This window comes from Streptomyces sp. NPDC107654, from assembly GCF_055639035.1.
The window spans coordinates 1-12,410 of sequence record NZ_JBVKBI010000050.1; the positions used below are offsets into that span (position 1 = coordinate 1).

Annotated in this window: 12 protein-coding genes and 1 pseudogene; 5 read left to right on the forward strand and 8 right to left on the reverse strand. The window is 66.3% G+C overall.

Annotated features, from left to right (window positions below; all coding sequences use genetic code 11):
- Nucleotides 1-304: 304 nt before the first annotated feature.
- Nucleotides 305-766, forward strand: coding sequence for a hypothetical protein (locus ACZ7N4_RS38805; protein WP_471368669.1), 462 nt, complete (start codon nucleotides 305-307; stop codon nucleotides 764-766).
- A 206-nt stretch (nucleotides 767-972) separates the two neighbouring features.
- Here the strand turns inward: ACZ7N4_RS38805 and ACZ7N4_RS38810 are convergent, their stop codons facing one another.
- A complete protein-coding gene (locus ACZ7N4_RS38810) occupies nucleotides 973-2,328 on the reverse strand; it encodes an FG-GAP and VCBS repeat-containing protein (protein ID WP_471368670.1) in 1,356 nt (451 codons plus the stop codon).
- Between the two features lie 161 nt (nucleotides 2,329-2,489).
- On the opposite strand from ACZ7N4_RS38810, the pseudogene ACZ7N4_RS38815 reads away from it, so the two are divergent.
- A pseudogene (locus ACZ7N4_RS38815) lies at nucleotides 2,490-3,367 on the forward strand (IS5 family transposase); the annotation flags it as partial.
- An 18-nt stretch (nucleotides 3,368-3,385) separates the two neighbouring features.
- On the opposite strand, the gene ACZ7N4_RS38820 reads toward ACZ7N4_RS38815, so the two are convergent.
- The 3 genes from ACZ7N4_RS38820 to ACZ7N4_RS38830 all read right to left on the reverse strand — a co-directional run bounded on the left by ACZ7N4_RS38820 (nucleotide 3,386) and on the right by ACZ7N4_RS38830 (nucleotide 5,820).
- Nucleotides 3,386-4,576, reverse strand: coding sequence for a glycosyltransferase (locus ACZ7N4_RS38820; protein ID WP_471368673.1), 1,191 nt, complete (start codon nucleotides 4,574-4,576; stop codon nucleotides 3,386-3,388).
- A complete protein-coding gene (locus tag ACZ7N4_RS38825) occupies nucleotides 4,573-5,373 on the reverse strand; it encodes a MerR family transcriptional regulator (protein ID WP_471368675.1) in 801 nt (266 codons plus the stop codon). The genes ACZ7N4_RS38820 and ACZ7N4_RS38825 overlap by 4 nt, the downstream gene beginning before the upstream one ends.
- 210 nt (nucleotides 5,374-5,583) lie before the next feature.
- Nucleotides 5,584-5,820: a hypothetical protein gene (locus tag ACZ7N4_RS38830; protein ID WP_471368677.1), complete on the reverse strand. Its 237-nt coding sequence runs from the start codon at nucleotides 5,818-5,820 to the stop codon at nucleotides 5,584-5,586.
- 27 nt (nucleotides 5,821-5,847) lie between these two features.
- Between ACZ7N4_RS38830 and ACZ7N4_RS38835 the strand changes: the two genes are divergently transcribed.
- Both ACZ7N4_RS38835 and ACZ7N4_RS38840 read left to right on the forward strand, forming a co-directional pair.
- Entirely contained in the window at nucleotides 5,848-6,027 is a 180-nt protein-coding gene (locus ACZ7N4_RS38835) for a hypothetical protein (RefSeq protein WP_471368680.1), read from the forward strand.
- A 463-nt stretch (nucleotides 6,028-6,490) separates the two neighbouring features.
- Nucleotides 6,491-6,790, forward strand: a complete 300-nt coding sequence (locus ACZ7N4_RS38840; protein ID WP_471368681.1) for a hypothetical protein — start codon at nucleotides 6,491-6,493, stop codon at nucleotides 6,788-6,790.
- Between the two features lie 510 nt (nucleotides 6,791-7,300).
- Here the strand turns inward: ACZ7N4_RS38840 and ACZ7N4_RS38845 are convergent.
- From ACZ7N4_RS38845 to ACZ7N4_RS38860, 4 genes are all read right to left on the reverse strand, one after another.
- The gene (locus ACZ7N4_RS38845; RefSeq protein WP_471368683.1) at nucleotides 7,301-8,734 is read right to left on the reverse strand and encodes an NAD(P)/FAD-dependent oxidoreductase; all 1,434 of its coding nucleotides are present in this window, start codon (nucleotides 8,732-8,734) and stop codon (nucleotides 7,301-7,303) included.
- Complete coding sequence (locus ACZ7N4_RS38850) at nucleotides 8,727-9,917, reverse strand: MAB_1171c family putative transporter (RefSeq protein WP_471368685.1); 1,191 nt, start codon at nucleotides 9,915-9,917, stop codon at nucleotides 8,727-8,729. The genes ACZ7N4_RS38845 and ACZ7N4_RS38850 overlap by 8 nt, the downstream gene beginning before the upstream one ends.
- A 53-nt stretch (nucleotides 9,918-9,970) precedes the next feature.
- Nucleotides 9,971-10,417 carry a hypothetical protein gene (locus ACZ7N4_RS38855; RefSeq protein ID WP_471368689.1) on the reverse strand — a complete coding sequence of 149 codons (447 nt, stop codon included), beginning with the start codon at nucleotides 10,415-10,417 and terminating at the stop codon, nucleotides 9,971-9,973.
- Nucleotides 10,418-10,578: 161 nt separating this feature from the next.
- The gene (locus ACZ7N4_RS38860; protein WP_471368692.1) at nucleotides 10,579-11,175 is read right to left on the reverse strand and encodes a hypothetical protein; all 597 of its coding nucleotides are present in this window, start codon (nucleotides 11,173-11,175) and stop codon (nucleotides 10,579-10,581) included.
- A gap of 435 nt (nucleotides 11,176-11,610) precedes the next feature.
- On the opposite strand from ACZ7N4_RS38860, the gene ACZ7N4_RS38865 reads away from it, so the two are divergent.
- Nucleotides 11,611-11,862, forward strand: a complete 252-nt coding sequence (locus tag ACZ7N4_RS38865; protein WP_471368694.1) for a hypothetical protein — start codon at nucleotides 11,611-11,613, stop codon at nucleotides 11,860-11,862.
- The last annotated feature ends 548 nt before the right edge of the window (nucleotides 11,863-12,410 follow it).

Here is a 12,410-nt window from a genome sequence, read left to right on the forward strand (position 1 = left end):
TCCCACTCGGCATCCGTCAGATCGCCCCGCCCCATGTCCACATCAACGACACGAGTGCGGAGTAGTCACATGATCGGCCGGACAAGTCCTAGCCGAAGTGCGGCGAATGAGAAACGGGTTGAACGAGCGGATCCTGGAGCGGCTCACAGCTCTCGTCGACAACGTCACTGTGCTCCGGAACTCACCCGATCAGTAACGCGGTGACAGCTGACCAGCTGCAGCACTTCTGGATTCGACCGCATGGCCACCTTCTGGGAGGGGAGCCATGGTGATCGAGCTTCTGTGAGACGCCAACCCAGATTGGGTGAGACAGCGACAACACGGCCGAGCCGTCCCGGCCCCTGACCACCTGGCAGGGCTGGCACCGTTTCGCCACCACCGCCCCGCCCAGCCTGGCGACCCGCCCCGCAGCATCGAAGAACGCCTCGCCTACCACTCCAGCTTCGTCACCATCCGCACCCCCGCCATCAGCAAGCTCGCCACCCAGGCCCGCACCCTGATGATCCTCGGCCGCCACCAGCAGACCACCGCGCGGCCCTCCCTCATCGTCACCGGACCCGCCACGGCCGGCAGAACCACCGCCCTCCTCCATGTCGGCCGCGCCTGCCACCTCGCCCACACCCGCAAAAAACCCCACGCCGCCCGGATCAGCCCAGGCCACAGCACCCGTCGTCTGGCGAGCAGTTTCATGCTGCTGCTGATCTCACTGACCTCCAGTTGCCTGCTCTCGGGGCGACGGCCGCCGAGCTTGAGCTACTGGATGTAGTCGATGGGGCGGTCCATGGCGGCTGAGGCGGGAGCAGCAGCTCGCCACGATGGCCGGTCAGTTGCGCGTCACGGCGGCCCGCCCAGCAGTCGGGCGGCCCGGGCACCCGGTGGCGGGCCACGGTGGACGCTCCGCTCCCGGATCGAGCAGTTGATCAGCGAGGCCCGGGAGCAGCTGGTGCAGCCATACGAGTCAGCTACGCCACATCACTGCAGGAAGCTGTCGATGGGCGCCGCGTGGTATTCCGTCGCGCCCGCGGTGGTGATGCCGCCGGCTGAACCGGGCAGCCGCAGATCGCCGGCACCGCTCACGTACAGGTCGGCCGTTCCGTCACCGTCCGTGTCGCGCAGCCGTACCAGGCCGCCGAACTGGTCGTCGGCCGTCAACGCACCCGGGACACCGCGGGTGTTGCGAGCGAACCACTGTGAGCCGGCACCGGACAGGCCGCCCGCCCGCCCCTTGAAGATGTGCACACCGCCCGCGTACTCGTGGTCATCGATCTCCTCGCCCGGCACGCCGACTGCGAGATCCGCGTAGCCGTCGCCGTTGACGTCACCCGCCGAAATGGATGAGCCGAAATCGTCCCGGTTCTCGGGAGATCCGGTGACGCCACTGGTCGACTGGGTGAGGCGGGTGCTCCGGGAGGGGCCGGCGGACGAGCCGTACCAGACGCTGACTCGGCCTTTGTGCTTCGAGTAGAGGGGGGTGCCGACGGCGATGTCGCCGTAGCCGTCCTTGTTGAAGTCGGCGATGACACCGTCGCCGCCGCGTTCGGAGCTGCCGCCGTTGCCGGATTCCGACTCCAGGCGGAGGCTCTTGCCGGGGGTGAGTGAGCTCGCGCCTCCCTTGATGAACCAGACGTCGGACGCGATGTATTCGGGGCTGACCACGTCACCGATGATCGCGAGGTCGGTTTTCTTGTCGCCGTTGACCTTGCCGGAGATCAGCGCGGTGGCGTAGAAGGACGACGTCTTGTCGAGCTTGGTCACGGTACCGGTGGTACCGGTGCGCTTGAAGGGGCCGCGGTAGACGTAGGTCATGGACTCGTTGATGACAGCCAGGTCCTGCTTGCCGTCCCCGTTGAAGTCGCCGGTCGCCAGGTCCTTGCCCATGTAGTTGTTGCGACCCGGGTGCTTGTTCGGCAGAGCCGTACCCGTGGACAGGCCGGAGGGAGACCCCCACAGGATCGTCACGGCGCCCTGAAAATGGTTCTCGCCGGTCGCCGCCACCGCGAGGTCGCCGTAACCGTCGCCGTCGAAATCCGCGGCGGCCCGCACCTCGCCGAACATGTCGTCGGCCTCGTCGGAACCGGGCACGCCAGGGCTCGCCTGAGTGATGCGCTGCTGCCTGGGGCCGGGCCCGGTGGCAGTACCGAAGACCACGGTGACACCGCCGCCCCCTCTTGCGCTGAAGCTCGAGTACGCGTAGTCGCGGTACCCGTCTCCGTTGAAGTCGTCGCCGTACCGCGCGGTCGCGGCGCTCGCTGCCGCGGTGGGCAGAGTGAGGGGGATGAGGCCCGCTACCACGAAGGTGGCGAGCGTAGCCGTTGTGCGGACGGGCATGAGTGTCGGGGCTCCTTGTGATCGCGCAGACAGCGGGCTCAATCGGCCGGGGCACAGGGTGCGTGGCCGCTGGTTCTCGACGGCCCCACCTCGTTCACTGAAAGTCTCCCGAGTGACGCGTGGGGTCCACCGAACACGAGACCAGTAGGGGGGCCGAAAGGTTGCACGAGGCTTCACCGCGGATAGCGCCGCTGTTGCCGGGTGTTGACGGGCGAGGGCGTCCGTGGCGGGATCACCGGCAGGTGATCAACGGGATGTTGTGGCGGTTGCGGACCAGTACCCCCTGGCGTGACCTGCCGGAGCGCCACTGGCCGTGGCCGACGGCCTATGAGCGGTTTGCCCGCTGGGAGACGGACGGCACCTGGGGCCGCCTGCTCGAGCAGGTCCAGGTCCGGGACGACTCCGTCGGAACCGTGGAATGGACGGTTTCGGTCGGCTGCACGATCAACCGAGCCCACCAGCACGCCGCCGGAACCCGCAAACAGGGGCGGCGGCAGGGGACGAACTGGAAGATCCGGCATGCGCGACGGCCGGCCAGGTGCTCGGCCGGTCCCGCGGTGGGCTGACCACCAAGGTCCATCTCGCCTGCGATGGCCGTGGCCTGCCCCTGGCCGTCGTCGTCACGCCCGGCAACGTCAGCGATTCCACCGTGCTTGACGAGGCTATGGACGGCGTGAGGGTGCCCCGGACCGGAGCCTGACGGCCCCGCCGCAGGCCCGACGCGGTCACCGCGGACAAGGGTTACTCGTCCCGGGCGATCCGCCAGCCGCTGCGGCGCAGGGGTATCCGGGCGGTGATCCCGGAGCGGGCGGATCAGAAGGCCAACCGTGTGCGGCGCGGTCAGGCCGGCGGTAGGCCGCCGGCCTTCGACCGAGAGCTTTGCAAGGCCCGCAACGTGGTCGAACGCTGCAACCACCTCAAGCAGTTCCGCGCAATCGCCCCCCGCTTCGACAAACTGGCCGCCCGCCATAAGGCAGCACTCCACCTTGCGGCACTCATCCTCTGGCTCCGCGAACCCGCCCAAGATCGTTTACTGGACAATGTCCAGCGGGCTGGCTCAGCATCCGCTGGTGGTCGTCTCGTACGACTTCGGGTCCACCTCACGGAAGCCTCTGCCGCCGTGGCACACGTTCAGCACACCACCGACATAGACGGTCGCATACTTGCTGTAGGGGTGGCTGCCGCTTGACTCCTGCCACGCCGAGACGGCGAACGGCTTGCCGTTGTCCTTGACGGACTGCGTGAGCGTGCGGTCCCCGGCGGTCACCTTGAGGTTCAGCGTGTACTCGCAGTAGTTCCGCTGTGAAGTGGCGATGATGACGATCTTGCCGCGTTCCCCGCGCTTGAGGGAGATGGTGTGCCGCGTGAAGTAGTTGGGCGAGGTGGTGCCGTCGCTCTCGAGGCCTTTGGGTGTGGGAATCGGCTCGTCCAGGTCGAGTGCCAGGCGAATGGTGTCGTCCGCCCCGGCATTGGGGTTCACGAACGCGGCACCCGACAGAGGCGGCCGACACCGCTTGTCCACCTGCAGTCCGTTGATCTCGACCGGCTGTGAGCTGTTGCCCTCCAGGGTGAGCAAATCGGTCCGCCCGTAGGCGGGAACGGCCCCCCTGTCCCGGAACCAGGCCACGTACTTGTCGTAGTCCAAAGGCACGTGCGTCAGTTCAGCGCTGCTGAACCGGTGCGGGCGGTCGAAGACCCAGCCGTAGTAGCCGCCGTCGATGTTCTCCACCGAGACGACCTTCACTGCGGCATGGGCGCTCGCCCGGTCCTCGACGCTCCTTGTCGCACCGTTCACCCGGCCGCTGTTCGCGTCGTCGTCACCGCCCCCGCCGTCCCGACCGGACCATGGATGCACGAAGAGGACTCCGGCGGTCATGGCGAGGACTGTGGAAGAACCGACGAGCGGTGTGCCCGTGGCCTCGGTGAGGTGCCAGCCGAGCGGAGCCGTGGTGGTCGACAGCAGGAGCAGGTCCGTGCCATCGTCCATCACGTCGGCGAAGCCCTGACCCAGTTCGGTGATGAACGCGGCAGCAGTGCGCATAAGTTCACGTTTGCCTGCGACGCTGCCACGCACCCGTGTGTCGGCGGGGAGGCTCCGAAATTCCAGCCCTGCGTCGCGTACGAGGGATGCGAATGTATCTGTGGTGGCGAGGGTAACGTCGTATCCGGCCCGGCATAGTGCGGCACCCAGACCCGTGTAGGGCGCGACGTCGCCGCGCGATCCGGCTGCGGCGATCAGGATCCTCATTGGTCCTCCTCGGAATCGGTACGGCCACCTGCGCGGCGGGCCGCGTTGGCGTGAACCGCCTTGCGCGTATAGGCGGCCAGGCCCGGGCGTTGCTGCGACGGCGGTATGACCAGAGCGAATGCGCGCGGGTCGGCGACGAAGTCGTCCGCAATGCGCCGGTGCATGTCGGGCGGGCAGGAGGTGAACCATCGTGAGATGTGCAAGCGGTGCTCCTCGGCGAGGTCCATGGCCCGCTCGCCGTTGCTCAGCTCCCCCTCGTCGAAGGCCGCGAGCAGCTCCGCGCGCCAGGCGGCGGCCTCGCCCATGAGCTGACGCCAATCCTCTTTGGTGTGAGCAGCCGCGCGCGCCATCGCCTCGCGCTGTCCATCCGAGTGCGCCCACTTCACTTCTGCCTCGGTGGCATAACTCAGATCGAAGGTGATCTCACCGAAGACCTCGAAGCGTTCCTGAGGAGTCAGGGACACCCCGGTCTTCTGGACCTCCATCGCCCGTTCCGCCACCTCGGCCAGCCGCTGCAGCCTGGCGATCTCCTCACTCAGCTGCCGCTGTCGGGCCCGGAGCCGCTCCAAGGGGTTCACCTGCGGATCCTTGAAGATCGCGGTGATCTCGTCGAGAGGGAAGCCGAGCTCACGGTAAAAGAGGATCTGCTGGAGACAGACCAGGTCAGCCTCACTGTAGAGCCGGTATCCGGCGTGGCTGCGGTCACTGGGCGAGAGCAGCCCCACCTTGTCGTAGTGATGCAGTGTCCGCACCGTCACCCCGGCGAAGGCCGAGACCTGCCCCACGGAGTAGCTCATCCACCTGCCCTTTCGTCGGTACACAGCCTCAAGCCTGACGTAAGGGGAGGGTCAACTCCCGCTCGCCGGGTCTCGGAGCGCGGCCTTGCCCACCTCAAGTCCTGGAGGATCTTCCGTCCCGCCCGCTGCAACCACATGCGACGTCAATTGCCAAAGCCGTACTCATCCCGGAGCGGCACCGCTGAAGAACCTCAGTGATCGGCCGAATCGTCAGCGCTGTGTTGCCCGCCCCGGACGGCCGACGGCCAGCAGCGAGCTGCCCGGCATCGCCGGGTCGATCCCGAGGCCGGCAGCGCAATAGCTGTGCGGGTTCTTCTGGTCGTCCACCACCGCTCCCAGCCGCACCCGGTGGGTGAGCGGATCGTTCCGGGCCGAGTGGACGCGCACGTCCCGCGCGCTGGACGGGTGCGTCCACGTGGCGGCCCCGCCGTCGAGTACGGCCTTCACGAACGCCTCCAGCCGGAGCCAGCCGGCATGCAGGATCCCGCCACCTGGCTTTCCCCGGCTGCCGGTTACCGCTGCCAGTACGTCACCGACTGGATCGCCGACAAGATCCGCTGGGGCCTGAGCATCGACGCTGTCGAGCGCGACGCACTGGCCGACCAGCTCGGCCAGCGCTCCGACACACCCATCACCGTCACACTCGCCCGCTAGAGCAGCCGGCCCGGCCAGCGGCGCGGTGCAGCCCAGCACTGGCACACCGGGCCGCTGGGGTCTCATCGCGGTACACGATCGGCGCCCTGGTCGGCGCCGCGCTCGGCTACACCGTCCGGATGGGAGGCAGGTGCAACCCGTTGGGCAAGGGTTCTCCGGGTGGCGGCACAAAATCTGATGGCGGTTGCCCTTTTGCGCTGCGGAAGTCGACCGTGGCGCCCGGGCGGAGGCCGACTCTACGAGATGATCACCAGCAGCGGCTCTTCACTGAGATTCGGCAACTTAACGCCGCAGGTCAAAGGGTAGGTGTGACGGTCTACCGGCAAGCCTACGCTGGCCGTAGGAGGCAGTGGGCGGGGTAGATCGTCCGTCAGCCTGCCGCTTAACGTCCGGTGTGGAACGTGACTAGAACTCGATCAGTGGACTGTGAGCGGCTACGAGGGGTGCAGTGGATCTCGGCTCTGTGATCATCGCGGTGACAGGTGTGGCTGGAACGCTGGGGGGATCGTTGCTTACTCAACGTGCCTCTGAACGGGCAAAACGTCGGGAAATAGAGCTGGTGCGGGACCATGAAGAGGTCCGCGAGAACCTACTTCTCCGACGCACCTGCTATGTGGAGCTCAATCGGGACGCACGTCAGTTCACCACGGCGCTCAGCCAGTTCCTGCATGCCATGCAGGAACGCAGGGTTGAGGAACCCGACCGGGCAAAGCTCGACGAGGCAAAAGGGCCCACCGCGACACGTACTCCCAAGCGCAGATGATCGTCCCTGACGACGTGCTCGTACCTTCGAGTGAGGTCAATAAAGCCCTGAACAGGGTATACGGCCAGGGTAAACGCCTTGAGCGAGAAGAGCCTGAACCTGGGGAGACCATGGCCGCTGCGTTCCGGGCCCAAGCGGAGGTCTGGGATCTACTGTGGGCCTTGAGGACCGTGATGCGCCGCGACCTCGGGGTGGCCTCTGTGAGTGACGATGCGTAAGTCTTCTGGGTTGGCGTCTGGGGACAGAAGGCTCGCACATCCGCCGGCACTGCTGCATCGCCTCTCCTCGACCCAACCGTGCCGACAGACGATCTTCTTCGCGGACTCCCGCCCACGACAGTACAAGTACTCCGAGGACCGATCACACCAGCCCTTTGACCAGCGGCTTCAGGTTGACGGAGGCTCACTCCGTCATGGCCCCGCTTAATGCACCGCGCCGATGCGCACACCTGCCTGGCCGCTCCCTTGACCGGGTGCGGCCGGACGGGTGCCTACTCCTTGCCCAGTTCAGCTACCTGGCACGTTTATCCCTGATCTCGGCGGATTTGACGGCACTGCTCAGTAGGTTGCGCTCGGCTGGGGTAAATGGGGGGTGGCCGAGTGGCGGGCGGTGGGGGCCGAGGAGGGCTGTCAGCAGCACGCGTGGTCTGGCGAGTGTGGTGGGCGGGGCTTGAAGAGCTAGCACGTCGGTCAGGGCCGTGGCGGCGTGGAAGGAGCCTGTTGCGGTCCGGGACAGGCGACCGACGTAGCGATGCAGGAGGCGATCGGTGACGGTGGGGCCCTTGCCTTGCGTAGTCGGGAAGTGGATGTCCTGCCCGGTGGCCAGGGCCCATGCGCTGTCTATGGGGCGGGCGATGGCGCGCTGGGCGCGGCGGGCGAGCCCGGGGGCAAGGCCGTGGGAGAGCAGGTCGCGCAGTGCGACGGCGCCTTGCGCCGCCACTGATATTCCTTGCGCGTACACAGGGTTGAAGACCGCGACCGAGTCTCCCAGTGCCACGAAGCCGTCCGGCCAGCGGGCAAGCCTTTCGTAGTGGTAGCGCCGGTTGGTGGTGCTGTGAGTGATGCTGACATCGGTGAGCGGTTCGGCGTGCGCGAGGAGATCGGCCAGAACGGGGTGGCGCAATGTGCGTGCGAAGGATTCGAAGGCGTCTGCATCACGGGTCGGTTGTCCGCCAGGGGCGCCCATCAGGCTGACGTGCCAGCGGTCACCCTCGATCGGGAGGATGGCCCCTGCGCTGCCGGGCCGGGGCAGACGCGGGTCGGCTTGCACACCGACCATGGGCCAGTTGTTGGTGGGGACGGGAGCGCGATAGATGCGGCTGGCGTAGGCCAGGCCGGAGTCGATCTGGTCCTGGGCAAGTCCGGTGATGCCCAGCCTGACAAGCCACTGGGGTGTGTGGGTGGACCGTCCGGTGGCGTCGATGACCAGGTCGGCGCGCAGCTCGTCTTCCGCACCGTCGCCGGTGCGGAGTCGTACGCCTGTCACGTTGCGGCTGTCGCCGAGTAGTCCGACGACTCTGGTGTGCGTGCGCACAGCAACCCGGGAGTTTTTGAGGACCTGTTGGCGGATGACGGAGTCGGTCAGGTCCCGGCTGGCGGTGATCACATAGTGGGTGCTGCGTTGCCAGCGCCGGTACCAGCCCTCAGGAGAGCAGATGACCATGTTGGTGGTCACCGGTATGCGGTGTCCGCCAGCGGCCAGAAGGAGGTCGATGCTGTCGGGAAGGAGACTTTCGATCGCCTCAGCGCCGCCGGTCTGCAGCATGTGAATGTGAGCGGCCTGGGGAACACCAGTGCGCGGCTCGGGTCCCTCGGGCAGACCGTGCGCCTCGACGATCTCGACGGTATCGACGTGGTCCTTGACGGCGGCTGTGGCCAGCATGCCGGCCATGCTTCCTCCGATAACGACTGCACGGACGGGTTCACGGCGAGGGGCTTCACTCATGACGGGCTGCTTTCTTCAGGGCACCAATGTGATTCAGAATGCCCGGCAGTACGGGCGAGGTGAGCGCACGTGACAGGGGGACCAGGTCATGCACGCGTCGTGCTGGTATGCGTGTCACGTCCTGCGGTTGTTCGGGGTCGGTGCGCTGCTGGTCGCGCGCGACGAGGATCATGACAGCCTCAGCGGTGACCGCTGCACAGGACTCGTCGTCACCGTTGCGAAGTGCTGCTCGGCATGCGGCCTCGCGGACGTCCGGGTCGCAGTACGGGGTCAGCGCGAGGATGGCGTCGTAGAGTGCAGTCTTGCGCCCGGTGAGGAGTACGGCCGGCGGGGTCCGCCACCACGGCAGCGGGGCGCGGATCGCACCAGGGGTAGGCACATGCCGTAAGGCCCGCCACAGTGGAGAGAGCTGCCGCAACTGCTTCACGACCCGAGCCGTCTCTGCCGCACGGGGGCCTGCGAGAGGAAGAGCGAACCCGATGGCGCCGAGCACGGCGACCGGGGCGGCGAATCGGACCGAGACCTTGTCGACGAGGAAATCAAGGTCGTGGCCCACCCACCGGGCAGCGACTGCTACCAGCCTGATGACGTCGTAACACACGATGGCCAGGTAGGCGGGGGCGAGGATGCGCAGTCCCGCCTTCAGCGACCCATGGACTCCTTTGGACCACCGCCAGCACAGGGTGCTGGCGGCCATCATGGCCACGCCTTGGGCCACCAGGTAGGTGACGATCAACTCACGTATGTATGGCGTGTTGGCGTAGTAGACGTCGAACAGAGTGACCTGCTCTACGGGAGCGCTCCCTGCCCAGAACAGGACGATGATGGCTATGACAGCCAGGCTGTAGGCCGTCACACATAGGCGGGAGAACCGTCTTGTCTGCTCCGGGGGCGCCGGACGCCAGTTGATGATCAGAAGGAGGCTGGCTGCGGCGAACGCGGTCGTCACCGTGTAGACCACGGGAGCGGCGACGTTGGCTATGCCGGTGGCCCGGTTGAGACTGGTGATGGAGTCCGGTGCGGCGAGGATCATCTGGCATCCTGCGGCGAAGAGCAAGGCGCAGGCCGCACGTAACAGCGTGTCGTGCCGCCTGTGGACCAGGGCGGGGACCTTTAGGGCACAGACGAGAAATAAGATGATTCCGCAGGTGTAGAAGCCTAGATTGCTCGGGCCGGACGTCACCTTGCTGCTTCGCTCCTCGGTAGTCGGTGTGGCGGACGTGGCTTCGGGCTCGGTCAGATCTGGCCGAAGCGATGGGCCATCGATGCCTGGATACGCCCGGCGAGGTTCTGCGGGTCAACTGGAGCGCGGGTTTGTGCCAGTGCGGCCTGCACATCCGTGGCGAACCGGAAGCCGAAGCGTTCTGCGTCGACCTCTTCATCGACCTTGCGGGCATCGGCGCGGGCAGCGAAATGAAGGCCAACGTCCATGCGTGCATCGAGGGGCAGGGCAGTGTCGGCCGCTGCGGAGATGAGGGCTACGAGCTCCGCCAGTGAGTTGGCGGCCCCGCTCCTTCCCGCGCGGGATGCGGCAACGCCGTGGTCGGTACCGCTGCTTCCGTGGCCCTGGAACATATGCCAGGCTTCGTGGCCAATGATCACCAACTGGTGCTCGGGATCGGTGTTCGCCTCGTAGACGATCAGGTCGTGGCTTGCGCGGTCGACCCACAAACCGCTGGCCATCGCCGGGGGGAATGCCGCCTTGCGCAGCCGGACCCGTCTGCCTCGCACCTGGCTGAGGGCCTGGCCTATTGAGCTAACGACATCCTCACTCCCAGCCGGCGGCTGAATGTGTCCGACGAGGCGGGCGCTTAGCCTACGCATCGCCTTGGGGCTGTTACTCATCAGCGCTCTTCGTCGTCGAGTTCCAGAAGGGCCTGCAGCGTTGCGCTGAGCACGTGCCAACGCTCCTGCGGAAGGTCGCGTGCCTGTCGCAGGGCGATGCCACGCACGTCGCCGAACTTCGACAGCGCTTCCGCCACCGGATCGACTGCTGGTCCGTCCGGCGTCGGCTGCAGCGCGGTGAGGACGGGCAACAGCGCCCGGTTCAGAGCCTCGGAGGCCGGAGCCGTGAAGAACGCCTCGCCTCCCTCGACCCCGAAGAAGCCCACCAAGCCGTGCAGCAGCTCTACGCTGGGGACCTTCTCACCGGAGCAGACCTTCCGCGCCCAGAACGCGGAGACGCCCAGCTGCTCGGAAATCCTGCCGGCGAGATCTGACATACGCTTGCCAGTCCGTGCCATGTGCGCATCTGCGAGGGCCCTGATACGGGCGCGGACCCGCTCGTTGACCGTGTCGGTCGGCGGCTCGCCTCCTCGCAGCAGAGTCCGGACGGTGTCCTCGGGCAGAGCCGTCCTGGCTGCCAGGCTCTTGGGGTCGAGTAGTTCAGAGGACTGCAAACCCTGCTCGCTGATGAGCGCTTGCAGCCGCTCAAGTGTCACTGGCAGTGGAGGGGCAGAGTCCACCAGTTACTCCGAGGGCATAGATGATCTGATTGACGTGTGCCACGGCACGCTATCGGTACCTTGCCCTGACATCAACGATCGTTTATCGCCGACTTAACGATCGCTTGCGTCTTCCCAGGTCCTGCCCCGATGCCGACGCTTCAGCGCGTCTGGTCGTGGGGACCTCCCTCCTCGTGCGAACCCAGGCCAGCAGCCTGGTGGCCAGGTGCCGTGCGGAGGAGCCTCAACGGTCGTTTGCTAGCCGAAAACGATCGTTGACACGAGGTGCTCGGTCGATGCACGATCTGGCAACGGATCGTCAGCGGGGAAGCAAGCCATTCTCGTGTCATGAGCCACCATCATCCGTTCGAGTTGAAGCACCGGATTGGAGACTTGCGTATGCGCGCGCCGACTCTGCGGAATCCGCCTAGGTTGACCGACGACGACTTCACCAACGTGGACCTGGCCGAAATTCGCCTCCTCATGACAGATCTCCTCGCCGCCTGCAAGGAAATCGCAGAACATCATGCCCCGGAAGGCACGTGGACCCCCTCCACCGCCAGCCCTATGGGTCAGTTCGGTGAATCAACGCAGGTGATGGCAGTCATCTCCGGGCAGCTCAACAGGACCCGCAGGGGCATGTCCAGGATCGCCGGCAGGGCGCGCGAGCGCCTGTACGACTGAAACGCCAGGCGCAAACCATCGATGACGGCGTAGGCGGCTACGCGGTCATGTCACCCCACGCGCCCGGGTGACTCCAGCGTCCGAAGGTGAACCGCGTCAGATCGGCTGCAGGCCAGATTCGCACCCTTCCGCCGCAGAGGTAAGAATGCCTGAATCAGTATGCCTGCTTCGAGCTGGTGGCTCCCACGCCGCAGAAAACGAGTTCCAACTGGCCCAGATTGCCGCTTCACATCCGGTAGTGCTCGTCGAAACCACCGCCCCATCTTGGGCACGTCCGTACCTGGTCCACCACATACCCGTAAATCCTGCAGACACTGGCGCCGCCCTCGCAGCAGTGAAAAGATATTGGGATCGCCACGAACTGCGCGGTGCACTTACCTACACCACGGAGCGCGTCGCATAACGGCCCAGGTCGCGGAACTGCTCAAGACGCCGAGCACCTCGGTGGAGTCTTTAGACGTCATCTCATTTGGTGAGTCTGCGGTAGCAGATGAGGGTGCAGGCGATGGCGGTGAAGGCCAGGAAGTGCTCGGCCTTGCGTTCGTAGC

Excerpts from the sequence above, each read along its gene's own strand:
- ACZ7N4_RS38820 (WP_471368673.1), bottom strand. The coding sequence starts at position 4,576 with ATGAGGATCCTGATCGCCGCAGCCGGATCGCGCGGCGACGTCGCGCCC.
- ACZ7N4_RS38855 (WP_471368689.1), bottom strand. The coding sequence starts at position 10,417 with ATGGCCAGCGGTTTGTGGGTCGACCGCGCAAGCCACGACCTGATCGTC.
- ACZ7N4_RS38810 (WP_471368670.1), bottom strand. The coding sequence starts at position 2,328 with ATGCCCGTCCGCACAACGGCTACGCTCGCCACCTTCGTGGTAGCGGGC.
- ACZ7N4_RS38825 (WP_471368675.1), bottom strand. The coding sequence starts at position 5,373 with ATGAGCTACTCCGTGGGGCAGGTCTCGGCCTTCGCCGGGGTGACGGTG.
- ACZ7N4_RS38835 (WP_471368680.1), top strand. The coding sequence starts at position 5,848 with ATGCAGGATCCCGCCACCTGGCTTTCCCCGGCTGCCGGTTACCGCTGC.
- ACZ7N4_RS38845 (WP_471368683.1), bottom strand. The coding sequence starts at position 8,734 with ATGAGTGAAGCCCCTCGCCGTGAACCCGTCCGTGCAGTCGTTATCGGA.